The sequence below is a fragment of the Arthrobacter ulcerisalmonis genome (genome assembly GCF_900609065.1).
Classification (GTDB): domain Bacteria; phylum Actinomycetota; class Actinomycetes; order Actinomycetales; family Micrococcaceae; genus Arthrobacter; species Arthrobacter ulcerisalmonis.
In genome coordinates this window covers 36,278-62,655 of sequence record NZ_UXAU01000020.1, presented here as the reverse complement: position 1 = coordinate 62,655, position 26,378 = coordinate 36,278, and the positions used below count along the sequence as shown (strand labels likewise).

Sequence of the window (26,378 nt, the reverse complement as noted above, 5' to 3'; positions counted from 1 at the left end):
GCCAAAAAAAGCCCGCTAGGACCGGCCCTGGTATACGTCCGGGATTCCGTCCTGGTCAGCGTCCACCTTCTCCAGTTCCTCGGCCTGCCGGTACTGCCGGTTCCGAGTGCTCAGCACCAGGGTGGCCAGGATCGCCGCGATCAGCGAGGCAGCCAAGATGCCCACCTTGGCGTGGTCGTCATGCGGGCTGCCCAACCCGAAGCTGAGCTCCGCCACCAGCAGCGACACGGTGAAGCCGATGCCGGCCAACAGCGCCACCCCGAAGATGTCGATCCATTTCAGTGAGTCGTCCAGCCGCGCCCGGGTTGCCTTGGTCAGGACCCACGTGGTGCCAAGGATGCCGATCGGCTTGCCCAGCACCAAGGCAGCAATGATGCCCAAGGCCACCGGATCGCTCAACGCGGAAACAAAGCCGGACCAGCCGCCCACGGCCACGCCGGCCGAGAAGAACGCAAACACCGGAACAGCGATACCCGCCGAGATGGGGCGGAAGCGGTGCTCGAAGATTTCCGCCAGGCCCGGACCTGCGCCGGGACCGCCGCCGGCCTGCGATCGGATCACCGGGATGGCGAAGCCCAACAGAACTCCGGCCACCGTGGCGTGAATGCCGGACGCGTGGACCAGCGCCCAGGTCACAATGCCCAACGGCAACAGGATCAGCCACGCAGCAGCGGCCTTGCGGCCGAAGAAATGCCGGTACTTCTGGGCAAGGAAAGCGTAGAGGCCCAACGGAATGAGGGCCAAGAGAAGCGGGGTGAGCTGGACTTCGCTGGTGTAGAAGAACGCGATGATGCTGATGGCGATGAGGTCGTCCACCACAGCCAGCGTGAGCAGGAAGATGCGCAGGGCGCTCGGCAGGTGGGAGCCGATAATTGCCAGCACGGCCACAGCGAAGGCAATGTCAGTTGCGGTGGGAATGGCCCAACCGCGCAGGGTCTCGGGGCTGGTCAGGTTGATCCCGGCGTAGATCAGGGCCGGAACCACCACGCCCCCAACCGCGGCCGCCACCGGGACGATCGACTTTTTGATCTCCCGCAGGTCCCCCGCCACAAACTCCCTTTTGAGCTCCAAACCCACCAGGAAAAAGAAGATGGCCAGCAATCCGTCCGCCGCCCAGGCACCCAGGCTCAGCTCCAAGTGCCACGGTTCGTAACCGAACTTGAGGTCGCGGAGCGCAAAGTAGGAATCCGACGCCGGGGAATTGGCCCAGATGAGGGCGATCACCGCTGCGGCGACCAAGAGGGCGCCACCCACGGTTTCCTTGCGAAGGATCGCGCCGATTCGGAGGGCTTCTGAGTAGCTGCCCCGGGAGAAGACACGGGACTGGGGTGCTTGGTTCATGAACTAACTTTCGCGGAGGGTCGACAAAACCATGCCGACCAGACTTCCCGGCGCACCTTGTCACCATCTTACGTGCCGGCGCAGTACCTCAGGGCAAAACGATAAGCCGCGTCACAGGTATTTGTAAGGTATTTCACATATTTACCCATCCAGGCTTACTAGCGCCCCGAACAACCTGTATCCCGCCCTGGGAAGAAATGTCACGTGCAAGAGGAAAAGGTTTTCCCATGAACAAGACACTCCGCATCCTCGCAGTACCCGCGCTCGCACTCGGCGGCATGGCCCTTGCCAGCGCCCCCGCCACGGCTGCCGATCAGTGGTCGTTCCAATCCACCCTCAGCCAGATCAATGGCAGCAACGCCTCCGGCACCATCACCGTTGATGTCACCGGCAACCAGGCCCACGCCGTCCTCAAGGTGTCCGGGCTGGCCGCCACGTTCATGGACGCGCCGTACCCGCACGTCCAGCATATCCACGGCGGCGCTCAGGGCGTCTGCCCGGCACCCTCCGCCGATAAGGATGGTGACGGCGTCGTCTCCACCACCGAGGGGGCACCCAGCTACGGCGGAATCGTCACCACGCTCTCCACCAGCGGTGACACCAGTCCTGCCGCTGGCCTTGACCTCAAGGTAGCTGGCCAAGGCTCCAGCTACACCGTTGACCGCACGTTCGAACTGAACGCCGATACGCTGACGGCGCTCAAGGCAGGCACGGCCGTTGTGGTGGTGCACGGTTTGGATCCAGCCACCCTCAGCCCCGCAGCCCAGGCGGCGCCGTCTGACTTGGTTCCCAGCCTGCCCTTGGCTGCAACCTCACCTGCCCTGTGCGGAACGCTCAAGGCAGGTATGGCCATGCCGGTAGGCGGCGCTGACACTGGCGTTGCCACCGAAACTGGCGGCACCAACACCGCCATGCTGGCCCTGGGTGGCGGCTTGGTCCTCGCCGCTGCAGCTGGCGGCGCCTACCTGGTGCGTCGGCGCAATGCCAACGACGCCGTCTAACCGCGGCCCGTCACGAGCATTGTGATGCACACGAAATCCGGCCGCCGCGGGGGCCTCAGTGCCTCCGTGGTGGCCGGAGTTCTGCTCCTCCTCCCCCTTGCCGGCTGTGGAACGCCCGACGGCGGCGCGGCACCTGCCGCGTCCAGCTCGGCTGCACCATCGTCCAGCTCCTCCGCGGCGGCCTCGCAGCCAGCCGCCACGGTTGCACCGTCTCCCGCGGGAACTGGGCCGGCACCTGCTGGCAGCGCTGCACCCGCTGCGCCCGCCGGCGTCGTACTTCCCGTTTTGCCCCGATCCGAGCCGGTCACCCTTGAAGTCCCCTCAATTGGCCTCCGGACTGACCTGCTCAGCCTCGGCCTGCGGGCCAACGGATCCCTTGAGGTGCCGCAGGACGTGGGCGACGGCGCCCCGGCCAGCTGGTACAACGGCTCCCCCACCCCCGGCGAGCGCGGGCCCTCGATCTATCTGGGCCACGTCAACGCGCTAGGCGGGCACAAGGGCGTCTTCGCGGACCTCCGCCAACTCGCTGCAGGTGCCGAGATCAACGCTCTCCGCGCCGACGGCAGCACCGCAACATTTGTGGTGGACCGGGCCGCGCAATACAGCAAGAATGACTTCCCCACCTTCGATGTCTATGGCAACACCGAGGGTTCCGAGCTTCGCCTCATCACCTGTGATGGCTATGATCCAGCGACCGGACTCTTTGACGACAACTACGTGGTCTACGCAAAACTCAAGGCCTGACCTACCCGCACGGGTAGCGGCCGGGACGGACGAGTCATGAAGAAGCAGGCATCTTGGCTGGCAGCTTTGGCGGTGTCCTCGCTGCTGCTGGCCGGTTGCGGCGGCGCAGCCTCGCCCGGAGGTGGCGGTGCCGCTCCCGCCGCGGGCCACCACGGTGGGGGCGGATCGGTCTCGCCCCGGCCTGCCAATGAACCCAGCGCAGAGTCGAAAATGGTGTGCGGGGACCAGCCCATGGAACGCCTCACGGCCATTTTGAAGCTGCAGTCGAACCCGCGGACGGAGAGCAAATGGGCTGACAGCACCTTCACCTGCACCTATCACCTGGAGAAGGGTGACTTGGTCATTTCGGTGAAGGAGAGCCTGGACAAGATCTGGGCGCTGAAATACTACGACGCCATGCAGGCCCTGGCCAAGAACGCCAAGACCATCAACGGGCTGTCCAACCTGGGCTTCCCGGCCTACGAGACCGGGGCGGGCTCGGCCGTGTTCCAGAAGGACAGCTTTGTCCTGGAAGTGGACGCGTCCGACTTGCCAGACGCGATCGGCCCCAACTTCATCACCCGCAACGACTTGGCGTACCAAATGGCCACCACCATCCTGGCCTGTTGGACAGAACACCCCAGCTCACCATCCGCTTCGCCGTCGCCCTCAAGCTCCGCGTACTGATCGCCTGCGGTCCGTGTTAAGTTGAAGGTCAGGGCCGCGGGGGTCCTGACCACGGCCGAAAGCGACTCTCCTTGGACACGCCAGCACCCATCCGCATCCTCACCGTCTGCACCGGAAACATCTGCCGGTCCCCTGTGGCGGAACGGCTGCTGCAGGCAGGACTGGACCAGGCCGTTCCCGGCGGCTTTGTGGTGACCAGCGCTGGCACCCGGGCCATGGTGGGCGAACCCATGCAGCCGCTCTCCGCCGAGGTGGTCCGCACCTACGGCGGCACCCCCGACGGCTTTGCCGCCCGACAGCTCACACCCGCCATCCTCCGCGAGGCGGACCTGGTGCTCACCATGACCGCCGGGCACCGCGGCGAGGTTCTCCGGCTCGACGCCACCCGGATGAAGCGCACCTTTCCCATCCGAGAATTCGCCCGGATGCTGAACGTCCTGGACGGCGGGCCTGCCACGGACGGCTCTGGAGCAGACGACGGCGGCCAGGGGGCCGGCGTCGTGGGTTCCCCTACTGCGGCGCCCGGCTCGGTCCTGGCCGGCAGTGCCGAGCACTGGCGTTCGCTGGCCGCCCGCGCGTCCGGTGTCCGGCACCTGTCCCTGGCATCGGCTGCGGGCGACGATGACGTGATCGACCCCTACCGCCGGTCTGCGGAGACCTACCGGCAGATGGAGGACGAACTGTCACCAGCCATCATGGCGATCCTGCGGCACGCCCGGCTGGCGGCGTCGGGCGTATCCTGAACGTGCCGGCGTCGGGCTGATCACCGAGCTCCGCCGCCCATCGCGTGAGAGGGGAAGCACCATGACCATCCCGCCAGTGCACGAGCCCGAGCCGTTTCCGCCGGAACCTGGCCCGGGGCCCGGCCCCATCACGCCTGATCCGGGCCAGCCCGACTACCCCGGGCCGACGCCGCCCGCTCCGTTTCCCGTGCCGGCGCCGCCCGGACCGCTCCCCATTCCGGATCCTGGGCCCACTCCGCTCACCCGGTAGCGAACGCGGCCGCTTGGCGCGGGTGGCGGTGGCTATATTGAAGCCATGACCTCCACCCCGCTGCAGGATGCCGCCCAAAAGCCCGTTTCAGCCTCCGCCCCCGTGGCCAAGAAGGTTCCCACCGATCGCACGCACCACGGCGACACGTTTGTGGACAACTACGAATGGCTGCGCGAGAAGGACTCCGCCGAGGTGGTGGCTCACCTGCAGGCCGAGAACGCCTACCAGGAGGCCATCACTGCGGGCCAGGAGCCGCTGCGCGGGGCGATTTTCCAGGAAATCAAGGGCCGCACCCAGGAAACCGACCTGTCGGTTCCGCACCGCAAGGACGGCTGGTGGTACTTTGGCCGGTCCGTCGAGGGCAAGGAATACGGGATCCAGTGCCGGGTCAGGGCCACCGACAGTGATGATCGCATTGCCGACTGGACCCCGCCCGCCGTGGAGGTTGGCGTGGAGATTCCCGGCGAAGAAGTGCTGCTGGACGGCAACATCGAAGCGGAAGGCCAGCCGTTCTTCTCGGTGGGCGGCACCGCAGTAACAGTGGACGGAAACCTCTTCGCCTACGCGGTGGACAACGCCGGCGACGAACGGTTCACCCTGCGCATCAAGGATCTCCGCACCGGCGAACTGTTGCCCGACGTCATCGAGGACATCTTCTACGGCGTCTCCTTCTCACCCGACGGGTCACGACTTTTCTACACGGTGGTGGACGATGCGTGGCGTCCGTACCAGGTCCGCTCGCACGTGCTGGGCACCCCGGTCAGCGAAGACACGGTCATTTACCAAGAGGATGACAACGCCCTGTGGCTGGGCTTCGAACTGTCCTCCGACCGCCGCTACCTGATGCTGAGCATTGGCTGCTCCGAATACAGTGAAACCCGGCTGCTCCGCTTCGACGACCCGGACCAGCAGCTCAGCACCATCATCTCGCGCGACGAACGCGTCCTCTACGACGCCGAGCCCTTCCAGGCACAGGGTCCCGACGGCCAGCTCGTTGACCGGATTCTGTTGACCCACAACCGGGGCGCCATCAATTCCATGGTGTCCGTGGCTGACCTGACCGAGTTCGGCCGGCCACTGGCGGAGCAGACGTGGCAGACCGTCGTCGAACATTCCGACGACGTTCGCGTCAACGGCGCCGGCCTCACCGCCAGCCACCTGATTGTCTCCATCCGCAAGGACACCATTGAGCGGGTTCAGGTAATGGGGCTTGCCGGCCTGGGCACCGCAGCCCAACAGGCGCCCGTGGAACCGGCATTTGACGAGGAGCTCTACACGGCGGGCGTTGCCGGGGCTGACCACAACGCACCCGTGATTCGGCTGGGCTACACGTCCTACTTCACGCCGTCGCGCGTGTATGACTTTGTGCTGCCCACGTCCGATCTGCCTGCCGGCGAGCTGTTGCTGCGGAAGGAGAGCCCGGTTCTGGGCGGCTACGACGGCAGCGACTACGTGGCCAGCCGCGAATGGGCCGAGGCCGCCGATGGCACCCGGATTCCACTTTCGGTGCTGCGGCACAAGTCGGTGGCCAAGGATTCCTCCGCTGCGGGGCTGGTGTACGGGTACGGCTCGTACGAGGCCAGCATGGACCCGGGTTTTGGGATTGCCCGGCTCTCGCTGCTGGACCGTGGCGTGGTGTTTGTGATTGCGCACATTCGCGGCGGCGGCGAGCTCGGCCGGCACTGGTATGAGGACGGCAAAAAGCTGACCAAGAAGAACACCTTCACCGACTTTGTGGATGCCACCGACTGGCTGGCCGGTTCGGGGTGGGTGGATCCGGCGCGGATCGCGGCGCTGGGCGGATCTGCGGGCGGCCTGCTGATGGGTGCGATCGTGAACATGGCCCCGGAAAAGTACGCTGCCGTGCTGGCCCAGGTGCCGTTCGTTGACGCGCTCACCACTATCTTGGATCCGAACCTGCCGCTGTCTGCGCTCGAATGGGAGGAGTGGGGCAACCCCATCACCGATCCCGAGGTGTACGCCTACATGAAGTCCTACACCCCGTACGAGAACGTGCGTTCCGTGGACTATCCTCGGATCGCCGCCGTGACGTCCTTCAACGACACCCGGGTGCTGTACGTGGAGCCCGCCAAATGGGTGCAGGCACTGCGTTCTGTGACGACTGGCGCCGAACCGATCGTAATGAAGATCGAGATGGACGGCGGCCATGGTGGCGCGTCCGGGCGGTACGTGCAGTGGCGCGAAAGGGCCTGGGACTACGCGTTCATTGCCGACGCCCTGCGCGCCACTGACCTGCTGCCGGGGGCTGGGCTGCGTTAGTCTCGGAGCATGTCTGAGATTCCCCTGCCCATCCGCACCGAGCGGTTGATCCTGCGCCGTTTCACCGGCAGCGACCTGGACGCGTTCCATGCCTACCACTCGCTGCCGGAAACGGCCCGGTTCCTGCCCGGACCAGCCAAAACGTACACCCAGTCGATGGAACGGGTGGGGCAGTACGCCAACTTCGTGTTCGAGAAGGAAGGCGACTGGGCGGCGATGGTGATCGAGGTGGCTGATTCGCCGGGGCTGCCTAGTTTGCCGGAGCTGCCCGGGCTGCAGGGTGAGGTGGTCCTGAAGTGGGCGGCTGGCCGCGACCAGGGCGAAATTGGCTGGACGCTGGCACCCTCCGCCCGTGGCAAAGGCTACGGGACGGAGGCTGCTGCCGCTGTGCTGAAACTTGGCTTCGAGGAGCTCAAGCTGCACCGGATCGAGGCGCGCCTGGATGAGCTCAACGACGCCTCGGCAGCGCTCTGCGTCCGGCTGGGCATGCGGTTGGAAGCCCGGCACGTGGACAAATGGCACTACAAAGGCGCGTGGGCCACTGAACTCGTCTACGCGATCCTGGCCGAGGAGTGGCGGGCTACAGTGGTTTCGTCCCGCTGAGGGGTGGGTTTCTTCTCTAGCCGAATGGGTAATAGTTGATACATAAATAGCTTTTAGGGGTAAAATATTACCCATGGGACGTCGTGAACTTGGTCTAACCCGCGCTGCTGAGGACGCGATTGTCGTGCTCGGCCAGCAAATTCGGATGGCGCGCGCCGCGCGAGGGATGACCGCCGAGCATCTCGCTGGCACAGCCGGCATTACACGGAAAACCTTGGCGGCCATCGAGCACGGAAGAGCCGCGACCAGTATCGGCAACGTGTTCAACGTTGCGTCGATCGTTGGTGTCCCCCTATTCGGTGTCGACGACCCGAGTGAACTCATCGCGCTCCGCCGACGAGGCGAGGAACGACTCGCACTGCTTCCCACCCGTGTCGACAAGAAGCGAAAGGACCACGACGATGGCCTCGACTTCTGACATCTATGTGTGGGTGTGGCTGCCCGAGTCGACCGCACCGGTGCCCGCTGGCCGTCTTCGGGAGGGTGCGCCCGGCCAGTTCTCCTTCGACTACGGCAGGCGGTACCTGGAGCGCCGCAACGCCATCTCCCTGTCTCCAACCCTGCCGCTATCCGAGCGAACGTTCGAGCCCACTGGGTCACTGGGGCTACCAGGTGCCCTGCGCGACGCGTCACCAGATGCATGGGGGCGGCGCGTCGTTCAGTACCAAGTGACCGGTAACCGGGGTGACGACGCCGACACGGGTGACCTTGACGAACGCACATATCTCTTGAATTCCGGCTCCAACCGCTTCGGCGCTATCGATTTCCAGAGGTCCGTCACCGACTACGTTCCGCGTGCCGCGACGCCCGTCCCGTTGGGAACTCTCTTGAACGCTGCAGACCTCGTTGAAGCCGGAGGCGATCTGCCATTCGAACTCGAGCGAGCTCTCCTGAGCGGTACAGCGATGGGTGGGGCGCGTCCGAAGTCCGTCATCCACGACTCTGGTCGCGAGTACATAGCAAAGTTCACCGCGTCCAATGACCACTTCCCAGTGGTCGGGGCAGAAGCAGCGAGCATGTTTCTCGCCGAGAAGGCAGGACTCGACGTCGCTCGAACTCGGGTCGAGAGCGTCCTCGGTCGGATTGTCTTGCTGGTCGAGCGATTCGACCGAACGAACGACGGCGGGCGCATCCTCGCGACCAGCGCCCTGACCCTGACCGGCTTGGACGAACTGCAGGCGCGCAGCGGCAGCTATGTCGAGTTTCTAGACGCTCTTCGCAGCAACGGAGCGCCAGAGGGTACTGCCTCCGAACTCTTCGCACGCATCGCATTCAACATGTCAATCTCCAACTCCGACGACCACCTTAGGAACCACGCGGCGCTCTGGGACGGATCTATAGCGATACTCAGCCCCGCCTATGACCTATCGCCCATGCGGCGTAGCGGAGAAACGGCGTCGCAGGCCATCGCATACGACAGGAACGGGACAAAGCGGAACAACTTAGCTGACCTCATTGCCAGCCGTAGTCTCTATGACCTGACCAAAGACGAGGCCAACAACATCGTTGCCCGAATCGAAGACGCTATTCACGTGCACTGGGCAGAGGCTGCGGACTTTGGAATGCTGACCGGCGCCGACAGGCGCCTTCTGTGGGGGCGGCAATTTCTCAATCCCGGCACCCTCTACGGTTTCCGCGATCGGTGAAGCTCACCCAAGGACCCTACTGCCCGAGCGACGCCGAGATCCATCCACCCACTAGCTGACAGCAGCAGCATTGATGGGCGTGCTGGTACCGCCGCACTGATGAAAGACGGTCGCCGGGACCAACGCCCGACGAGTGGCGGGCTACTTCTTCTCGGTAAGGGCCGAGGCCTTGTGCGCTGCGTGGGCACCCGTCTTGGCCGACTCCACCACGTACTGGGGTTCCTCCGCGCTGGCCCGGTGCGTATTCCCGGCCAACTCGAAGTCACTGGTCTTCTTCTCCACGATCTTTCCGTGCGTGACACCCTGCGGCGTGTTCCATTCGACGGACGTACCTTTGGTCAGCGACATGCACCAATAGTAAGCATGGATACTATTGGCGCGAAAGCCCTCTGAGGGTCGCTACTCGGCAGCCGCTGAACTCACGACGGCGGCCGTTGCCTCCGCGATGGCCCGCTCCTCGTCGGTGGGAATTACCAACACCGGCAACGCCGACTCCGGCGTCGAAATCACCCGCGGCTCCTTGGAGCGCCGTGCGTTCAGGCCGGCGTCGAGCACTACACCCAACGCACCCAACCGATCCGCCACGAGGGACCGGAACTGGTGTGAGTTCTCGCCGATCCCGGCCGTGAAGACCAGCGCCTTCGCGCCGCCCACCGCCACATGGTAGGCACCAACGTATTTGGCCAGCCGGTAGGACGTGACGGCGAGTGCGGCGGCAGCCCTGGCCTCGCCAGCTTCCGCTGCTTCCACCACGGAGCGCATGTCATTGTTGCCGGCCAGGCCCTTGAGCCCGGATTCGCGGTTGAGCAGGGTGTCCAGGTCCTCGGGCGTCCAGCCAGCCCGGCCCAGGAAGACCAGGATGGAAGGGTCCAGATCACCGGAGCGGGTGCCCATGACCAGGCCCTCCAGCGGGGTGAAGCCCATGGAGGTGTCCACGGACTGGCCGGCGCGGATCGCGGTGACCGAGGCCCCGTTGCCCAGGTGGGCGATGACGCCGTCGAACTCGCCCAAGGGCACGTCCAGCAGGTCCGCCGCCTGCCGCGTCACGTATTCGTGCGAGGTGCCGTGGAAGCCGTACCGGCGGATCCCGTGGTTGGTGTAGAGCTCCTCCGGGACGGCGTAGCGCCAGGCGTGCTCGGGCAGGGTGCGGTGGAACGCGGTATCGAACACGGCCACCTGCGGCAGGTCCGGCCACTTTTTCGAGATCGCGCGGATGCCCAGCACGTTGGCCGGGTTGTGCAGCGGGGCCAGCGGATTGAGCCGCTCGATGGCACGGGTGATCTCGTTATCGATCAACACCGGCTCGGCAAACCGCTCACCGCCATGGACCACGCGGTGTCCCACGGCCCCCAACTCCAGCTCGCCCAACTCGTCATGGATGGCGGTGCTCACCATTTCCAACGCCTCCGCATGGTCCCGGGGGCCCTCGATTTCGCCGTCTCCCCCGCCACCGTTGCCCATGCCGATCTTCTCGATCAAGCCCTCCAGCAGGACACTCCCGGCGGCCACATCGCGCACCTGATACTTGAGCGAAGACGAGCCGGAGTTGATGACGAGTACGAGCATGTGCGGGGCCTCCTGAGCCTTGCGGGGCGGTTCACTTCTCACTATATGTGCCCACTGACTGCCTATGCCGCCGGGGTCTATTGTTAGCCGCCGGCAATCTCGCGGAGCGTCTGCAGGTGCGCCTTCCAGGCGTTGCGGCCGACGGCAGTCACACTCGCCGAGGTGCGGGGCATCTTGCCGACGAAGCTTTTTTTGATGGCCACGTACTCGGCTTTTTCGAGGATGGTCAGTTGCTTGCTGAGCACCGAGTCACTGACCTGGATGGCGTCCCGCAGGTCCTTGAAGTCCAGGGACTCGGCACTGGCCAGCGCCGCCATGATAGAGAACCGGACCGGCGAGTGGACCAGGTCATCCAGCCGGAGCCGGGGGTGCTCAACCGTCACGCTCGCACCTCCCGCAGGGCAGCAGCCAGGCCAACCCCGGCCAGAACGACGGCGGCGCTGACGTAATACCAGATGTTGCCGTCCCGGAAGAGGGTCACCCCAGCCCCGATCGCCACGACGTACAGGGCGAAGTAGGCGATCAGGGATGTGGTGAACCGGCGGGTAAAACCGACTTTGCTGGACTTCTGGAAGATGGGCCAAAGGCAGGCCGTGACGGCTGCCCAAGCCCCCACCGTGCAGGCCAGCAGGGGTGCACCGTAGCCGGTGTGGGCCACAATCTGCATGCCGATCATCAACATGGAACCCAGGATCGCCAAGCTCGTGAAAACGATGGCGGTGGGCCAGGCGGCGGCGTTGGTGGAGGTAGCTCCGATGGAGCGGGCCTTGGCCAGGAGTTCCTGAGCTTCGGCGGGTGTTGGATTATCCACGATGGTTGCTCCTCGGGCGGTGCGGTTGAATGACTCAACTCTAAGAAAGTACTTTCCATATTGTCAAGTACTTTCTTAGTAGCGTCCTCGTTGGATCGCCCCTCACCGACGCCCACCCATTGCTATGCGTCACGCGTTGTGCCTAGGGTCGAAAGACACCGCACGCAATGCAAGGAGGACTACCCATGCCGGCCCCAAGCACAGCACCGGACAACGACCCCGCCGCCGAGAAGCCCAAGGATCCCACCGGCGTCGACGGCGCCAACCCCGCCCTCGACGACAACGGCCACGCCAAAGCGGACCAGACCGGAGACACCGCGGAGCAACCCGAGAACGTCGAGGACCTTGACCTCACTCCTGATGGCCTCGCCGATGAGCCGGCCAAGGAGGAAGAGCCGGACAGCCCGGTCAAACCCGGCAACAGCTGACGTAGCGCCTTCAGAACCGCAGGCCCCGCTGAACTCTCAGCGGGGCCCGTCTCGTTTAACCTTGCGCCGCTTATCCTTGCGCCTGGATGGCCGTGATGGCAACGGTGTTCACAATGTCCTCCACCGTGCAGCCGCGGGAGAGATCGTTGACCGGCTTCCGGAGGCCCTGCAGGACAGGTCCCACCGCGACGGCCCCGGAGCTCTGCTGGACTGCCTTGTAGGTGTTATTGCCGGTATTCAGGTCCGGGAAGATGAAGACGGTAGCCTGCCCGGCGACGGTGGATCCCGGCATTTTGGAGGCTGCGATCGATGCGTCCACGGCGGCGTCGTACTGGATGGGACCTTCCACCGCGAGATCCGGGCGGCGCTGGCGGACCAGTTCCGTGGCCTGCCGCACCTCGTCCACTGCTTCGCCGGAGCCGGAACCGCCCGTGGAGTAGGAGAGCATGGCCACGCGTGGTTCCACGCCGAACTGCACTGCCGTCTCCGCCGAGGCCACGGCGATGTCCGCGAGTTGCTCCACGTTCGGATCGGGGTTCACGGCGCAGTCGCCGTAAACCAGCACGCGATCGGCCATCAGCATGAGGAACACGGAGGACACGATCTTGACGCCCTCACGGGTCTTCACGAACTCGAGGGCGGGCCGGATGGTGTGCGCGGTGGTGTGCGCCGCGCCGGAGACCATGCCGTTCACCACGCCCAGCTGGACCATCATGGTGCCGAAGTAGCTGACATCCTGCATGGTTTCCAGAGCTTTGGCCAGGTCAACGCCCTTGTGCGCCCGCAGCTCGGCGTACTTCTCGGCAAACTGTTGGCGGAGCTCGGAGGTGGCCGGATCCACCACGTTGATGCCAGTCAGGTCGATGCCACTGGACGCAGCCAGTTCGCGGACCGCGGTTTCCGGGCCCAACAGGGTCAGGTCGCAGACGTCGCGGCGGTGCAGGATCTCGGCGGCGCGGAGCACCCTGACGTCAGTGCCTTCGGGCAGCACCACGTGCCGACGCTGCGACCGTGCCCGTTCAATGAGGTCGTGGAGGAAGCGCAATGGAGTCATCCGCTCCGCACGGGGTAGGTGCAGCCGTTCCACCAACTCCGCCTCATCCACGCGGCGTGACCACAGGCCCAATGCGGACGCAACCTTCCGGCGGTGCCCGGACCAAATCTCGCTCCGGACTTCAGCTACCCGGCGGGCAGTGGTGTACGTGTCATCGTCAGTGGCGAAGACGGGGAACGGTGCCTGCGCCAGCAACGGGTAGATATTGGCGTCCGGGGCCAGTCCGCCGGTGAGGATCAACCCAGACGGAACGGGGAATTCCGGCGAGAACGATGACGCCAGGCAGGCAACCATCACATCGGCCCTGTCCCCCGGCACGATCACCAAGGCCCCTTCGTCAAGCACGTTCAGGAAGTTGCCCACGTTCATGGCGGCGACCTTGATGTCGCGGACGTCGCGCTCCATGTCGGCGCGGCCGGCGATTTGGCGCACGCTCAAGGCAGCGGCAACCTCACCGGTGGTGGGGCGGGCAATCTCATCAAGCTCCGGGAACACATAGACCGGACGTCCCGACGCCCCAGGTTTCACGGCTGCGGCGATGGCTTCGACATCCTCAGGGTCTGCACGGTTGACCATGATGGCCAGCAGCGAGCACTTCTCCGCAACAAGTTCCTTACGAGCCACCTCTACAGCTGCCGCAGCCTCCGAAACGGTCCGGCCCTTGGCACCAACCACGGCGACCACGGGGGCGGCGAGATTGTTTGCAAGGCGGGCGTTCAGATCAAACTCGACGGCGGCGTCGTGCCCGGTGAGGTCCGTGCCCTCCACAATGACCACGTCGCAATGCCGGGAGATTTCGGCGAAAATCTCCACGCATCGGGCGTCAATGTCTGCCCTTTTACCGGCAGCGAGCAGGGCGCGCACTTCATCGAAGGTGAGCCCGCCACGGCAGCGCTCATCGTCCAAGGCGAAGCGGGACTTCATCAGCGCCACCATGGGATCGTCCGCCGCGTTGGGGCCTTGAACGACCGGTTTGAAGAAGCCGATCCGGTCCGCGTGCCGGTGCAGCGTGTCCGCGAGGCCCAAGGCCACAAGCGATTTGCCCGAGCCGGGAGTGGTTGCGCTGACGTAAATGCCTTTGGCCATGGTTCGCCCTTTGCTGTGCTGAATCCGGTCCAAACCATCCTTGCACCTCAGGCCGGGTTGTCGCAGGGTTCCAGGTCACGGATGCGTGTGGTGCTGGGCACGCGTGGCGCGTTGGGTCCGGCGCAGACGCAGGGGTTATGCCGGCGCGGGATTTGAACGTTCGGCAGGTCAGGGAGCGACGGCGGCACCCGCCAGCCGGCACACAGCGTCCAGGTCGGCGGCGGGCAACCCGTGCCGGAGCAGGTAGGTGCGCGGGTCCAGGTCCCGGACAAACCGCACCACCAGTTCCCTGCGGACAGCCAACAGCGGCGCCAACTCAGCTTCCTTGAGGTACCGTTCCCGGGCGTGCGGCGGGCCGTGGGTGCGGTAGCGTTCGTTGATTCCCCGGGCTGCCCGCTCGTAGCCCGCGGCAATGTCCTGGTCCGAGTCCCCCGCAAGGTGTTGGACCATGGCGGCGATCATGCCGCTCCGATCCCGGCCAGCCGCGCAGTGCACCACCACATCGCCCTCTTCAGCCCCCGCTGCGATGGCCCGAAAGACACCCACTAACTGCGCCGGGAACAGCTCTGCGTTGGCAGCGTAGTGCGCCGGATTGTTGAGATAGGGCCCACAGATTGCCTCGAACCGGGCATCGCCGGGCACCTCGGTGGGAGCAGCAATCACGTCGACCTCGACGGCGTCCGGCACCACGGCCGGGTCGGTGTCCCGCTGCCGTACCTCCGCCTGGTTGCGGAGGTCAACAACAGTGCGGATGCCGTCGTCGAACGCGTCCTGCCAGCCAGCCGCCGTCAGCCACTCCCGCCGGCCCATCCGGTAGATCCCACCGCTGACGTGCCAGGCGTTGACCGCCCCGTCCCAGCCCATGGCTCGGCCGGATGCATCGCCGTGCAACTCCACGCCAGTCACCGGTGCCGGTTGAGCCGGTGCTCGAGCCCGGCGCGGACCATGGGCCATTCGTGCTCAAGAATCGAAAACACCACCGTGTCGCGGAGCAACCCGTCCAGGGTCCGCGAGTGGTTACGGAGCACGCCGTCCTGCTTCGCTCCCAACCTGGCGATCGCCTCCCGGGACTGGCGGTTGAGCCAATGCGTCCGGAATTCAACGGCGGGGCAGCCCAGGACCTCGAAGGCGTGCTGCAGCAACAGCAGCTTCGACTCGGTGTTGGTACCCGTTCGCTGCGCCGATGCCGCATTCCACGTGGAGCCGATCTCCAGCCGTGGCGTGGCAGCGTCGATGTTCATGTACGTGGTCATGCCGATGATGTCCCCGGGCCCGCCGGTGGCCGGATCGACCCTCTTGGTGGTGAACGGCAGCATGCTGCCACTGGCCTGCAGGTCCAGGCGGCGCTGGATCTCGGCTGCCATGCCATCAGGCGTGGGTACGGAGGTGTACCAAAGCTTCCAGAGCTCGCCATCCGCGGCCGCTGCGACCAATCCATCGTGATGTTCTGGCGCCAACGGCTCCAGAATCACGCGGGCTCCGGCCAAAGTTACAGGTTCAATTAACGTCACCGCACCAGCCTAGGTCCCACGGGGACCGACAGCTACGCTGGGGAGGAGTGGACGTCCAGCGAGGGAGCACAACGTGTCAGGCACCAATCCGGATCCGGAAGACGACAAGATCACTGGCCTGGAACCGGGCGGCGGCGTTCCACCAGGCGAAACCCCACCGGGCGAGGGGTCAGTGGCCGGCTACAACGAACCCAAGCAACGCGGTTCCGGAAAAGGCCAGCAGATCTTCTGGCTCGCGGCAATCGGCGCCGGCGTGGTCCTCTTCCTGCTCTTCTTCATCGGCTACATTGTTGGCTTCTTCGACTGATCGCGCCGTCCGCCGCCGCAGGTAAGGACGCCTGGCACCGTGAACCTAGTACGTAGGAACCAGGTGGTCCTGGTGATGGGCCAACTCCTGTCCGGCGTCGGCGTAGCGTCCGGGGTCGCCGTGGGCGGTGTCCTGGCCGAGGAACTGGCTGGCACGACGGCGGCATCCGGCTTTGTGCAGACCGCTTCCACCTTGGGCGCGGGCCTGGTGGCCGTCCCGCTCGCCAAACTTGCCCTCCGGGCTGGAAGACGGTGGGCGCTCAGCACCGGATTCGCGCTGGGGACGCTGGGTGCCGGCTTGGTTCTGCTTTCCGCCATGGTGGGCCAGTTTTGGCTCATGGCCGTGGGCATGCTCTTCTTCGGTGCCTCGCAAGCAGCAGGGCTGCAGGCCCGCTACGCAGCAGTGGACGGTGCGCCCGCCAACGCCTCAGGGCGGGCTATGGCCATCGTCATCTGGGCCACCACCGTGGGGTCCGTGGCGGGGCCCAACCTCTCCGAACCCGGGCGGCGGCTGGGCCAATCCCTCGGAATGGTGCCGCTCTCCGGACCCTACCTGTTCTCGCTCGTTTCGTTCCTGACGGCGGCCTGCGTGATCGCGCTGTTCTTCGCCACCGCGACGCCGGTGCCCCAGTCGGGAGCACCGTCGAGCGCCCAGCCGGGTGCCGCCGTCGTGCCTTCCAGTAAGCACGGCACGTGGGCTGCGCTGCGGATCGCCGCACGCTCACCCAGGTCCATGTTTGCCCTGGCCGGAGTCACCGGAGGGCACATGATCATGGTGGTGATCATGGTCATGACGCCCGTCCACATGAACCACATGGGCCAGCCTCTGGAGATCATCGGCATTGTGATCAGCCTGCACATCCTTGGCATGTATGCGGCGAGCCCGCTGTTTGGCTGGCTGGTGGACAAGGTGGGGGCCGCGCAGGTGGTGCTGCTGGGCTGCGCGATCCTGGGGACCGCCATCGCGATGGGCATCCTGGGCTCGGCCATGACCACACCCATCAGCATGTCGCTGGCGCTCAGCGTGTTGGGCCTGGGCTGGTCTGCGTGCCTGCTGGGCGGCTCGTCCCTGCTGAGCCAGTCGGCGCCGCAGGAGGTCCGGGTGCCGTTGCAGGGTGCCAATGACATGCTGATGAACTTCGGCGCAGCTGGCATGGCGGCGTTGGCCGGCCCCATCCTGAGCGCCGGCGGCTTCCTCTGGATCAACCTCGCGGCGCTCGCGGTACTGCTGCCCATGGTGGCATTGGGGCTGCGGGCCATGCGGGCGCCGCTGGCCGCACCAGACCAGGTCACGGTCTGACCGGGCGGACCTACATAGCTAGAGGACGGTCAGGCCCAGGTGCGCTGCCAGCAAGGGCGCGAGGAGGCTTAGTTGGTAGTCGTCGATCACCAGTCCGGCCAGGCTTCCCAGCCCACTGATGGACCTGAATTCGCTGCCGCGCAGGTCTACGTCCTTGAACTTTGCGCCGTGCACGTCCAAGGTGCCAAGGGTGCAATTCCGCAACGCCACCCGGGTACCGGTCACCGAGCCGAGGTCCAGTTCGTTGATGATGCAGTCCGTAATGAGGACGTCGGTGAGCTTCGCGCCGCGCAGGTTGAGGAAGTCCACCTTGCCGCCGTCGATATGGACGGCCTGCCAGCCGCTTTCATAGAGTTCCGCCGAGCCCAGCCGAAGGTTGCTGATCTCCACGTCCCGCCAGACGCTCCGGGCCCCACGGAACACCGGGGCATACAGCTCGCTGATAATGCAGTCCCGGAACCTGCTGCCGCGGAGCTCGGTGTCGTTGAAGGAGATGCCTTGGAACTCACATTCGGAGAAGTCGGCGCCGCCCAGGTCAAGGCCCTCCGCGGACGCGCGACTGAACCGGCCGCCGTCGAACTTGTCCTCATGCTGGAACTCTGCGGAGTCCAGGTCGCGCAGGTCAAGGTCTTCAAGGCGGATCGGCGCCTTGGGCGGCGCAACTTTTGCGGCTTTGGCCTTGGCAGCCGCCATCAGCGCTGCGCCTCGCGACGATGCAGGGGCTTGATGCGGCGCGAGCCCTGGACATGTTCGTTGCTGAGGTGAAGCGTCATCCGTCCAGCTTATCGGCGGCGCCTGCCTGGTCGAGTCCTGCCCCATGTTCGCCGCCAGCTGATGACGAAAATAGTAAGCAACCTTCATGTTAGGCTGAAATTTCAGGATTGATCAACGACACGAAAGGCGGCCACCAACATGGGCCTCGGAGACAAGATCAGCAACGCAGCACAGGACCTGGGCGGCAAGGCCAAGGAAGCCGCCGGTAACGTGAGCAACAACGACAAGCTCAAGGCAGAGGGCCAGGCCGACCAGGTCAAGGCTGATGCCAAGAAGGTCGGCGAAAACGTCAAGGACGAGTTCAAGCGCGACTAGTAAGTAGCGGTGCCGCCGGGCGATCCGGCAGCACGCACAGGCGGCGGACCTCACGGGTTCGCCGCCTTTTGCTTTTCTCAGCAACTTCCACACCGCTGCCCCGACAGAGTGGCTAGGGTGAGGCCATGACCTACATCGATTTGACCGGTGCCAACGCCTTCCCCGGCAGCTCGACAAACCTTCGCGGTTACCTTGCCACACCAGCGGGACCCGGGCCGTTCCCCGGCGTCGTGATGATCCACGAGGCCTTCGGACTGGATGCGAATTCGGTGCGGCACGCCGAAAGGTTGGCTGCGGCAGGCTACCTGACCCTCGCCGTCGACCTTTACAGCGACGGCGGTTCTCGGCGTTGCCTGGTGGCAACCATGCAGAACCTGCTCAGTGGCACCGGGCGGGCGTTTGCGGACATTGCGACGGCGCGCAAGTGGCTGAAGGATTCGGATTTGAGCACCGGCGCTACGGGCGTGATCGGCTTCTGCATGGGCGGCGGCTTCGCCCTGCTGGTGGCGAACGATGGCTACGACGCGGCGGCCGTCAACTACGGGAAGCTGCCGGCTCACCCCGAGGAGGCCCTCCGCGGAGCCTGCCCCATCGTGGCCAACTATGGCGCCAAGGACAAGAGCCTCAAGGGGGCACCAGCCAAGCTGGCAACGGCGCTTGAAGGACTCGGCGTCGAGCATGACGTCAAGGAGTTTCCGCACGCGGGCCACGCGTTCCTCAACCAGGAGGAGGCTGGGCCCGTGATGCTGCGGCCCCTGATGCGCGTGATGGGGATTGGCCCGGATCCGGAGTCGGCGCCAGAGGCCTGGCAACGAATCGAGAACCACTTTGGCCGCTACCTGAAAACACCACCGGCCGCCCCGATCTAGAGATCCAGGGGCAGCCGGTGGGGTCAGTGACGGATCAGCTGAAGAGTTCGCTCTTCGGCTTGTTGTTCTTGACTTTTTGCCAGCCGAGCCACAGCACCACGGCGAAGAACGGGATGCTGGCGAGGGTCCAGAGTCCCAGGAGGAAGACCTCACCGGTCTTGCTGGTCATGGTGTCGAAACCAATGAGCACGGTAATGATGAGCAGTGCCACCAGCCCTGCCCAACTGGTCCACGGCGCACCGGGCATGGGCAGGCTGGAGACCTTGCCCTTCTTCTTCCGGAGCATGATCTGGCAGGCGAAGATGGTGCTCCAGGTGAAGATCACGCCGATCGAGGCCGTGTTCAGGGCCAGGTCAAAGGCGTAGGAGCCACCCAGCCAGACGTTCAGCAGGATGCCCACCAGGTAGACGCCAGCGATCGCCAAGATCGCCGCGTACGGGACGTGACGGCTGGACATTTTCGTCAGCCACTGCGGGGCGTGCCCGTTGTTGGCCATGGTCCGGAAGATCCGGCCAATCGAGTACAAGCCGGAGTTGCAGGACGAGAGAGCGGCGGTGATGACCACAATGTTCATGACATCGCCCACCCAGGCCAGGCCCATCTGGCCGAACACGGTGACGAACGGGGAGGTTCCGGCAACGTACTGGTCCGAGGGCAACAGCATGGCCAGCAGGGTCACCGAACCGACGTAGAACACCACAATGCGGAACACCACGGCGCGGATGGCCTTGGGGACTTCGCGTTCCGGGTTTTCCATTTCACCGGCGGTAATACCCACCAGTTCAATCGCGTTGTAGGCGAAAATGACAGCGTTGAGGACCAGGATCATGACCAGCGCGCCCTTGGGGAACATCCCGCCGTCGGCCGCGAAGAGGTTGTTGACGGACGCGTTACCGTCGCCCACCTTGGCGTTCATGACCACCATGACTGTGCCCACCACCAGGAAGATCACAATGGCGCCGACCTTGAGGCAGGACGCCCAGAACTCGAACTCGCCGAACGCCTTGACGCTCAGCAGGTTGACAGCCACGAGCAGCAGCAGGGCTGCGATGGCGCTGACCTCAACCGGGACGTTGGGGAAGAAGAACTGGAAGTACAGGCCGATGGCGATGAGTTCGGCAATGCCGGTCATGGCCCAGTTGATGAAGTACATCCAGCCGGAAAGGTACGCGCCCTTGCGTCCAAACATCTCGCCGGCGTAACTGACAAACGAACCGGACGTCTGGCGGTACATGATGAGCTCACCCAGGGCGCGCATCAGCAGGTAGGCGATGACGCCGGCAATCGCGTAGGAGAAGATCAGGGCTGGGCCGGTGGAGGCCAGCCGGCCGCCGGCACCCATGAAGAGGCCAACGCCGATTGCACCGCCCATGGCAATCATGGTGACGTGCCGGCGCCCCAGGGTCTTTTTGTATCCCTCGGCGCTGAGGGATGCGTCCGCCGTGACTCCCGACGGGGCAGTGTTCATTTCATGGCTCTTTTGAGGCACAACTATTCCTTGTTGGTTGAGGGTTGGCCGCATTCGGAGAGCGAATGACCTAGCTCACATAATTCGGCGTTTCACTCGTGAAACTACCGATTAGTAGCTAAAGGGATCGCTGGGCCGAAGCTTCAAGCGGCCTATCCATACTACAAGAAACACCGGGCAGCACGTGACGGGCACAACACTTTTCCTGTCTTGCCGACCGGACTCCAGCCGCCGAGGAGGTGCCAGGCGAGTGAGTGCGCAGGTCAAGTCCGCCACACCCGGCCCAAGTAGATAGGCTGGCACCATGGCCACCGCCCACCGAACTGCCCCTCCCCTGCAACCAGAGCTCTACCGGTTCACGCGCGCCGACTTCCTGGCGCTGGGGGTGTATCTGCTCTTCACCGTCGTGTTCACTGTGGCCAGCGATTTTCTGGCGCCGCTGGTCCGGCTGCTCTCCCCCAACCCGGCCTCCGCAAGCTACGCGCTCAACCTGATCTTCTACGCGGGGGTAGGCGTGCTGGCGTTCATCGCCGCCCGCCGGATCATGGCCCGCGACCTGCGGGTCCTCGCCACCAGGCCATGGTTCACGCTGCTGATGATTCCAGCTGCCCTGATCGCCATGCTGATCCTCACCGCCATCTTGGTATCGCTGGGCGGCGAGGTGCAGACGTCCGTCAACCAGGCCACCCTGCAACGGCTGATGCAACAGGTGCCGGCGTGGCTCATGGTGCTGCTGCTGGTGGTGCTGGGGCCGTTTGTGGAGGAGTACATCTTCCGGCACCTGCTGATCGGCAAGCTCAGCAGGAAGCTCAACATCTGGGTCTGCTGCGCCCTCTCGGTCATCCTCTTCGCGGCGCTGCACATTGTTGGCCAGGAGGCCATCACCCTGATCGCACTGCTGCCCTACCTGGCGATGGGCGCCACCCTGGTTTTCGTATACGTCTGGACCGGCAAGAACGTCATGTTCTCCTACTTTGTGCATGCCGCCAAGAACTTGATGGCCGTGGTGTTCATCTACGCCATCCCGCCTGAGTTGCTGGAGCAGATGAGCTGACCTTCCGCCCGCGGTGGTTCCGCCGTACCGTGGAGGGATGGGACTCAGCATCCAGATCGCCATCGACAGCAAGAACCCGCACCAGCTCGCCGATTGGTGGGCCGAGACGCTGCAGTGGGAGGTGGAACCACAGGACGCCGCCTTCATCACCTCCATGATTGAACAGGGCTACGCGAGCGCCGAGCAGACCATAACCCACCGCGGCAATCTGGTCTGGAAGGACGGCGCGGCCATCAGGCCCCCGGAAGAACGCGAAGCAAAGTCCCCGGAACGGCGTCTGCTCTTCCAGCACAGCGAAGCGGAAAAATCCGGGAAGAACCGGGTGCACTGGGATGTACGTCTCGATGGCAAGGACAAGGACGAAGCCCGGCGCGAGCTGGAGGGACGCGGCGCCACCCACCTGTGGTCCGCCAACCAGGGACCGCATTCTTGGCACACCATGGCGGACCCGGAGGGCAACGAGTTCTGCATCAGCTAGGCCAATTACTACACTTGCAAGGTGAGTAACCAAATCCCCGCCTCCGTATCCGATATCTTCGATCCTCAGCGCTGGCGGGTCGTGTCCGGGTTCGATGACTTCCAGGACATGACGTATCACCGTCAGGTGGAACGGGATGCCGACGGCGGCTGGGTGCGGGATCTGCCTACGGTCCGGATTGCCTTCAACCGGCCCGAGGTTCGCAACGCCTTCCGGCCCGGCACCGTGGACGAGCTCTACCGCGCCATGGACCACGCCCGGATGAGCCCGGACGTGTCAACGGTGCTGCTGACCGGCAACGGCCCCTCCCCCAAGGACGGCGGGCATTCCTTCTGCTCCGGCGGCGACCAGCGAATTCGCGGCCGGGACGGTTACCGGTACGCCGACGGCGAGACGCAGGAAAGCATCGACCCCGCCCGGGCCGGCCGCCTCCACATCCTCGAAGTCCAGCGCCTGATTCGCACCATGCCCAAGGTGGTCATCGCCGTGGTCAACGGGTGGGCGGCCGGTGGCGGGCACTCACTGCACGTCGTGGCGGACCTCACCATCGCCTCCCGCGAGCACGGTAAGTTCAAGCAGACCGATGCCACCGTGGGAAGTTTCGACGCCGGCTACGGCTCAGCGCTGTTGGCCCGCCAGATCGGGCAGAAGTCAGCCCGCGAGATTTTCTTCCTGGCCCGCGAATATTCCGCTGAAGACATGGTTCGCCGCGGCGCCGTGAACGAAGCCGTTGACCATGCCCGGCTGGAGGACGTGGCGCTGGAATACGCCGCAGACATCGCCCGGCAATCGCCGCAAGCCATCCGGATGCTCAAGTTCGCGTTCAACCTCGCCGACGACGGCCTGGCCGGGCAGCAGGTCTTCGCCGGTGAAGCGACCCGGCTGGCATACATGACCGACGAAGCGGTGGAAGGCAAGGAAGCGTTCCTGCAAAAACGCGACCCTGACTGGTCCTCCTTCCCGCACTACTTCTAGGCAGGAGTTGGACGTTGACTGAACCGAGCAAAAGCGCGCCCATGGGCAGCGCCATCGCCATTGATCCCGCACTGACGGCCCTTGCGGCAGCGCTGCACGGCGACGGTCCCGCCGTCGAACTGTCCCTCGACGCCAACGGCGCACTCGTGGTGGGGCACATCGAGACGCCCGGCTGCGACGACGCCGTGGCGGTGGTCCGCACCTCCGGGTCCACCGGCATTCCCAAGGCCACGGTGCTCAACGTCGAGTCCCTGGCCGCGTCTTCGATGGCCACGGCATTGGCGCTCCGCGGCGAAGGCCAGTGGCTCCTGGCGCTGCCGGTGCAATACGTTGCCGGCATCCAGGTGCTGGTCAGGTCCTTGTTCGCCGGCACCAGGCCGTGGGTGATGGACATGTCTGGTGGCTTCACGCCGGAGGGCTTCACCGCCGCGGCCAACGAGATGACGGACAAAATCCGCTTCACTTCCCTGGTCCCCACCCAGCTCCGCCGCCTCCTGACCGACCCCACGCCCGAAACCCTGGCCGCCCTGCGACGCTTCAACGCGATCCTGCTGGGCGGCGCACCCGCGCCCGCCTCGCTCTTGAGCGCGGCCACGGAAGCAGGTGTCCGGGTAGTCACCACGTACGGCTCGGCGGAAACTTGCGGCGGCTGCATCTACGACGGCTTCCCGCTCGAGGGCGTCTCCATGCGAACGGAGGAGGACGGCCGCATCCTCTTGGGCGGCGACACGATCGCCGCCGGCTACCTGGACGCCCCCGACCAACAGGGCAGCACCTTCTTCGAGGAGGAAGGGGTCCGCTGGTACCGCACCAGCGATCTCGGCAGAATCGACGACGACGGCCGGCTCACCGTCCTGGGCCGGGTGGACGATGTGATCATCACCGGAGGCGTCAAGATTTCCGCCGCCAAGGTGCAGGCCGAACTGGAAAAGTCCGACGCTGTCACTGCTGCCTTTGTGGCTGGCGTCCCCTCGACCGAGTGGGGCCAGGCCGTGGCCGCCTACGTGGCACTCGTTGATCCCAGCGCCGAAACCGGGGATCCCGCCGTCGTACTTCGGGACGAATGGCACCAGGCTCTGGGGGCCCGGGCGCCCAAAACCGTGGTGACTGCTGCCGGGCTCCTGATGCTTCCCAACGGTAAACCGGACCGGCTCACCATGACAGCAGAGCTCAGCGCCCGGCATGCGGGAAAGTAGAGTGGAGCTGCACCATCGCGGCGGTTGCCCTGGCAGCACGCCGTTCGCTCACGACAACACGAGGTACTGATCGTGGCTACAGCCGCACAATGGATCCAAGGCGCCCGACTCCGGACGCTCCCCGCAGCAATCGCGCCGGTGCTGATCGGTTCGGGCGCGGCGTACGGGATGGACTCATTCATCCTGCTCAACGCGATCCTGGCGGCCGTGGTGGCGCTGCTGTTGCAGGTGGGTGTGAACTACGCCAACGACTACTCGGACGGGATCCGCGGGACGGATGAGGACCGGGTAGGTCCGCTCCGGCTGGTGGGCTCCGGGGTGGCCAAACCCAACCATGTGAAGCTGGCCGCGTTTGCCGCCTTTGCTGTGGCCATGGCGGCCGGGCTGGTCCTGGTGATCATCACGCAGAGCTGGTGGCTGATCCTGGTGGGCCTGGGCTGCGTCATGGCGGCGTGGGGGTACACCGGCGGCAAGAACCCCTACGGCTACATGGGCCTGGGCGATGTATTCGTGTTTGTCTTCTTCGGCCTGGTGGCAACTCTGGGCACCACCTACACCCAGGCCGGCCGGATCGACCTGGCCTCGATCATCGGGGCTGTGGGCACGGGCCTGATTGCCACCGCCCTGCTGATGGCCAACAACGTGCGCGATATTCCCACCGATACCCAGGCCGGCAAGAAGACACTCGCCGTGCGGCTGGGCGACAAGCACGCCCGCGAAAGCTACGTGCTGATGCTGGCCGTGGCTATCTTGCTGGTGGTCATCCTGGCCCCCACCAAGCCCTGGATGCTGATCGTGTTGCTGCTCATCCCGGCCTGCTTGATGCCGTCCTGGCTCATGATCAACGGCCGTAAGCGCAAGAGCCTCATCCCAGTCCTCAAGCAGACCGGCTTGATCAACCTGGGCTACAGTGTGCTGTTCGCCCTGGGCCTGGTGCTCAGCGCGGGCTTCTAAAGGCGGGTTTCTCAGCGCGGCAGCTGAAGCTACGCAGCCTAGCTGCGCGGTTTGCGCCCTTTGGCGTCGTTGCTGATGGCAATGTCTGGATTGGCGTCCAGGAGGGCATCCTCGGCGTTGGCGTCCTGCACCTCACCGGCGGAGCGCATCGGTTTGGCTTTGCCCGAGAACCGGTGCTGCAAGTTGGCCGTGGCGGCGTTGCGCTGGTTCTGGAAGAACAGGTAGCTGAGCGCGAAGGCGATAAGAGCTGCGCAGATGACGGACATGATGGCCCCCAGCTGGAGGAAGCTGAAAAGCACGAACAAGGGCACGAACAGCGCCAACCGGATCAGGGAATATTTCAAAAAGGCCACAGTCAAGTTTAGCGGCCTCCCGGCCAACTCCTTGCCTGCTCCGAAACGATAGACTGGATGGCATGCTCTTCCGTGTGGCACTAGCCGTCGCAGTCCTGGCCATCTTCGTTTATGGCCTCGTGGACGTGATCCGAACCGACAGCCGCCAGACCCGTGGCATCTCCAAACCCGCCTGGATTGTGGTGATGATTGTCCTCCCCGTTCTGGGCGCCATCCTGTGGCTCCTGATTGGCCGACCGCGCGGGAATCCGCAGCCCCAGGTCCGCCGCCGTTCCACAGCGCCCGACGACGACCCCGAGTTCCTGCGCAACCTTGAGTCCCAGCGACGCAAGCAGGCCGAGACCGAACGGTTACGCAAGCTCAAGGCTGATCTGGAGTCGCGCAAGGACCAGGACGACGACGGCCCGGCGAACGGTTCCGGAAGCGGCCCAGGCACCGGTTCCGCAGCGCACGAAACGGACGAACACGACGCCGACGGGCGCAAGTAGCCTGAAACTTGGCAGGCCGTGGGCTCCCTAGGAGGGTCCACTGACCTGCCGCCAAACCAAAAGATGATCGGCAGGACATATGTCCCGCCGATCATCTTTTTTGTCGCGACCCCCAGCC

30 protein-coding genes are annotated in these 26,378 nt (G+C 65.1%); 19 read left to right on the top strand and 11 right to left on the bottom strand.

Annotated elements, in window-relative coordinates; genetic code table 11:
* Positions 1 to 15: 15 nt before the first annotated feature.
* The gene (gene nhaA, locus PSET11_RS06905) at positions 16 to 1,341 is read right to left on the bottom strand and encodes a Na+/H+ antiporter NhaA (protein WP_124091372.1); all 1,326 of its coding nucleotides are present in this window, start codon (positions 1,339 to 1,341) and stop codon (positions 16 to 18) included.
* Between the two features lie 227 nt (positions 1,342 to 1,568).
* On the opposite strand from nhaA, the gene PSET11_RS06900 reads away from it, so the two are divergent.
* From PSET11_RS06900 to PSET11_RS06860, 8 genes are all read left to right on the top strand, one after another.
* Positions 1,569 to 2,342, top strand: coding sequence for an LPXTG cell wall anchor domain-containing protein (locus PSET11_RS06900; protein WP_124091371.1), 774 nt, complete (start codon positions 1,569 to 1,571; stop codon positions 2,340 to 2,342).
* A gap of 24 nt (positions 2,343 to 2,366) precedes the next feature.
* Complete coding sequence (locus PSET11_RS06895) at positions 2,367 to 3,086, top strand: sortase domain-containing protein (protein ID WP_124091370.1); 720 nt, start codon at positions 2,367 to 2,369, stop codon at positions 3,084 to 3,086.
* A gap of 36 nt (positions 3,087 to 3,122) precedes the next feature.
* On the top strand, positions 3,123 to 3,752 hold the full coding sequence (locus PSET11_RS06890; protein WP_124091369.1) for a hypothetical protein: 630 nt from the start codon (positions 3,123 to 3,125) through the stop codon (positions 3,750 to 3,752).
* Between the two features lie 71 nt (positions 3,753 to 3,823).
* A complete protein-coding gene (locus tag PSET11_RS06885; RefSeq protein WP_124091368.1) occupies positions 3,824 to 4,495 on the top strand; it encodes an arsenate reductase/protein-tyrosine-phosphatase family protein in 672 nt (223 codons plus the stop codon).
* A 295-nt stretch (positions 4,496 to 4,790) separates the two neighbouring features.
* Positions 4,791 to 7,025 carry a S9 family peptidase gene (locus PSET11_RS06875; protein WP_124091367.1) on the top strand — a complete coding sequence of 745 codons (2,235 nt, stop codon included), beginning with the start codon at positions 4,791 to 4,793 and terminating at the stop codon, positions 7,023 to 7,025.
* Between the two features lie 9 nt (positions 7,026 to 7,034).
* On the top strand, positions 7,035 to 7,628 hold the full coding sequence (locus PSET11_RS06870) for a GNAT family N-acetyltransferase (protein ID WP_124091366.1): 594 nt from the start codon (positions 7,035 to 7,037) through the stop codon (positions 7,626 to 7,628).
* A gap of 73 nt (positions 7,629 to 7,701) precedes the next feature.
* Positions 7,702 to 8,046, top strand: coding sequence for a helix-turn-helix transcriptional regulator (locus PSET11_RS06865; RefSeq protein ID WP_124091365.1), 345 nt, complete (start codon positions 7,702 to 7,704; stop codon positions 8,044 to 8,046).
* Positions 8,030 to 9,274, top strand: coding sequence for a type II toxin-antitoxin system HipA family toxin (locus PSET11_RS06860; protein WP_124091364.1), 1,245 nt, complete (start codon positions 8,030 to 8,032; stop codon positions 9,272 to 9,274). Before PSET11_RS06865 ends, PSET11_RS06860 begins: the two co-directional genes overlap by 17 nt.
* Before the next feature lie 141 nt (positions 9,275 to 9,415).
* On the opposite strand, the gene PSET11_RS06855 is transcribed toward PSET11_RS06860, so the two are convergent.
* From PSET11_RS06855 to PSET11_RS06840, 4 genes are all read right to left on the bottom strand, one after another.
* Positions 9,416 to 9,622, bottom strand: a complete 207-nt coding sequence (locus tag PSET11_RS06855; protein ID WP_124091363.1) for a hypervirulence associated TUDOR domain-containing protein — start codon at positions 9,620 to 9,622, stop codon at positions 9,416 to 9,418.
* A gap of 51 nt (positions 9,623 to 9,673) precedes the next feature.
* Positions 9,674 to 10,840, bottom strand: coding sequence for an acetate kinase (locus PSET11_RS06850; protein WP_124091362.1), 1,167 nt, complete (start codon positions 10,838 to 10,840; stop codon positions 9,674 to 9,676).
* Between the two features lie 83 nt (positions 10,841 to 10,923).
* Complete coding sequence (locus PSET11_RS06845; protein ID WP_124091361.1) at positions 10,924 to 11,223, bottom strand: winged helix-turn-helix domain-containing protein; 300 nt, start codon at positions 11,221 to 11,223, stop codon at positions 10,924 to 10,926.
* Complete coding sequence (locus tag PSET11_RS06840) at positions 11,220 to 11,651, bottom strand: hypothetical protein (protein WP_124091360.1); 432 nt, start codon at positions 11,649 to 11,651, stop codon at positions 11,220 to 11,222. Before PSET11_RS06840 ends, PSET11_RS06845 begins: the two co-directional genes overlap by 4 nt.
* Before the next feature lie 185 nt (positions 11,652 to 11,836).
* Here PSET11_RS06840 and PSET11_RS06835 point away from each other — a divergent pair, with 185 nt between their 5' ends.
* Positions 11,837 to 12,079 (top strand): hypothetical protein, encoded by a 243-nt coding sequence (locus PSET11_RS06835; protein ID WP_124091359.1) that lies wholly within the window; start codon positions 11,837 to 11,839, stop codon positions 12,077 to 12,079.
* Positions 12,080 to 12,149: 70 nt separating this feature from the next.
* Here the strand turns inward: PSET11_RS06835 and pta are convergent, their stop codons facing one another.
* From pta to PSET11_RS06820, 3 genes are all read right to left on the bottom strand, one after another.
* Positions 12,150 to 14,219 (bottom strand): phosphate acetyltransferase, encoded by a 2,070-nt coding sequence (gene pta, locus PSET11_RS06830; RefSeq protein ID WP_124091358.1) that lies wholly within the window; start codon positions 14,217 to 14,219, stop codon positions 12,150 to 12,152.
* Between the two features lie 168 nt (positions 14,220 to 14,387).
* Positions 14,388 to 15,083: a tyrosine-protein phosphatase gene (locus tag PSET11_RS06825; protein ID WP_124091471.1), complete on the bottom strand. Its 696-nt coding sequence runs from the start codon at positions 15,081 to 15,083 to the stop codon at positions 14,388 to 14,390.
* A gap of 38 nt (positions 15,084 to 15,121) precedes the next feature.
* Complete coding sequence (locus PSET11_RS06820; RefSeq protein ID WP_124091357.1) at positions 15,122 to 15,730, bottom strand: GNAT family N-acetyltransferase; 609 nt, start codon at positions 15,728 to 15,730, stop codon at positions 15,122 to 15,124.
* Between the two features lie 73 nt (positions 15,731 to 15,803).
* Here PSET11_RS06820 and PSET11_RS06815 point away from each other — a divergent pair, with 73 nt between their 5' ends.
* Together PSET11_RS06815 and PSET11_RS06810 are read left to right on the top strand one after the other, a co-directional pair.
* The gene (locus tag PSET11_RS06815; protein ID WP_124091356.1) at positions 15,804 to 16,037 is read left to right on the top strand and encodes a DUF6480 family protein; all 234 of its coding nucleotides are present in this window, start codon (positions 15,804 to 15,806) and stop codon (positions 16,035 to 16,037) included.
* 39 nt (positions 16,038 to 16,076) lie between these two features.
* The gene (locus tag PSET11_RS06810; RefSeq protein WP_238989063.1) at positions 16,077 to 17,336 is read left to right on the top strand and encodes an MFS transporter; all 1,260 of its coding nucleotides are present in this window, start codon (positions 16,077 to 16,079) and stop codon (positions 17,334 to 17,336) included.
* An 18-nt stretch (positions 17,337 to 17,354) separates the two neighbouring features.
* On the opposite strand, the gene PSET11_RS06805 is transcribed toward PSET11_RS06810, so the two are convergent.
* On the bottom strand, positions 17,355 to 18,029 hold the full coding sequence (locus PSET11_RS06805) for a pentapeptide repeat-containing protein (RefSeq protein WP_124091355.1): 675 nt from the start codon (positions 18,027 to 18,029) through the stop codon (positions 17,355 to 17,357).
* Between the two features lie 219 nt (positions 18,030 to 18,248).
* On the opposite strand from PSET11_RS06805, the gene PSET11_RS06800 reads away from it, so the two are divergent.
* Together PSET11_RS06800 and PSET11_RS06795 are read left to right on the top strand one after the other, a co-directional pair.
* The gene (locus PSET11_RS06800) at positions 18,249 to 18,425 is read left to right on the top strand and encodes a CsbD family protein (RefSeq protein WP_124091354.1); all 177 of its coding nucleotides are present in this window, start codon (positions 18,249 to 18,251) and stop codon (positions 18,423 to 18,425) included.
* 125 nt (positions 18,426 to 18,550) lie between these two features.
* Positions 18,551 to 19,294, top strand: a complete 744-nt coding sequence (locus PSET11_RS06795) for a dienelactone hydrolase family protein (RefSeq protein ID WP_124091353.1) — start codon at positions 18,551 to 18,553, stop codon at positions 19,292 to 19,294.
* A gap of 34 nt (positions 19,295 to 19,328) precedes the next feature.
* On the opposite strand, the gene PSET11_RS06790 is transcribed toward PSET11_RS06795, so the two are convergent.
* On the bottom strand, positions 19,329 to 20,762 hold the full coding sequence (locus tag PSET11_RS06790) for an amino acid permease (protein ID WP_124091352.1): 1,434 nt from the start codon (positions 20,760 to 20,762) through the stop codon (positions 19,329 to 19,331).
* A gap of 304 nt (positions 20,763 to 21,066) precedes the next feature.
* Here PSET11_RS06790 and PSET11_RS06785 point away from each other — a divergent pair, with 304 nt between their 5' ends.
* The 5 genes from PSET11_RS06785 (at position 21,067) to PSET11_RS06765 (ending at position 25,419) form a co-directional block, all read left to right on the top strand.
* Positions 21,067 to 21,816, top strand: coding sequence for a CPBP family intramembrane glutamic endopeptidase (locus tag PSET11_RS06785; RefSeq protein ID WP_124091351.1), 750 nt, complete (start codon positions 21,067 to 21,069; stop codon positions 21,814 to 21,816).
* Positions 21,817 to 21,853: 37 nt separating this feature from the next.
* Positions 21,854 to 22,294, top strand: a complete 441-nt coding sequence (locus PSET11_RS06780; RefSeq protein ID WP_124091350.1) for a VOC family protein — start codon at positions 21,854 to 21,856, stop codon at positions 22,292 to 22,294.
* 21 nt (positions 22,295 to 22,315) lie between these two features.
* Complete coding sequence (locus PSET11_RS06775; RefSeq protein WP_124091349.1) at positions 22,316 to 23,269, top strand: 1,4-dihydroxy-2-naphthoyl-CoA synthase; 954 nt, start codon at positions 22,316 to 22,318, stop codon at positions 23,267 to 23,269.
* A gap of 41 nt (positions 23,270 to 23,310) precedes the next feature.
* Positions 23,311 to 24,465, top strand: coding sequence for an AMP-binding protein (locus tag PSET11_RS06770; RefSeq protein WP_203415928.1), 1,155 nt, complete (start codon positions 23,311 to 23,313; stop codon positions 24,463 to 24,465).
* A 72-nt stretch (positions 24,466 to 24,537) separates the two neighbouring features.
* On the top strand, positions 24,538 to 25,419 hold the full coding sequence (locus PSET11_RS06765; RefSeq protein WP_124091348.1) for a 1,4-dihydroxy-2-naphthoate polyprenyltransferase: 882 nt from the start codon (positions 24,538 to 24,540) through the stop codon (positions 25,417 to 25,419).
* A gap of 38 nt (positions 25,420 to 25,457) precedes the next feature.
* Here PSET11_RS06765 and PSET11_RS06760 read toward each other — a convergent pair whose 3' ends face one another.
* Entirely contained in the window at positions 25,458 to 25,772 is a 315-nt protein-coding gene (locus PSET11_RS06760) for a DUF4229 domain-containing protein (RefSeq protein ID WP_124091347.1), read from the bottom strand.
* Positions 25,773 to 25,834: 62 nt separating this feature from the next.
* On the opposite strand from PSET11_RS06760, the gene PSET11_RS06755 reads away from it, so the two are divergent.
* Positions 25,835 to 26,260, top strand: a complete 426-nt coding sequence (locus PSET11_RS06755) for a PLD nuclease N-terminal domain-containing protein (protein ID WP_124091346.1) — start codon at positions 25,835 to 25,837, stop codon at positions 26,258 to 26,260.
* The last annotated feature ends 118 nt before the right edge of the window (positions 26,261 to 26,378 follow it).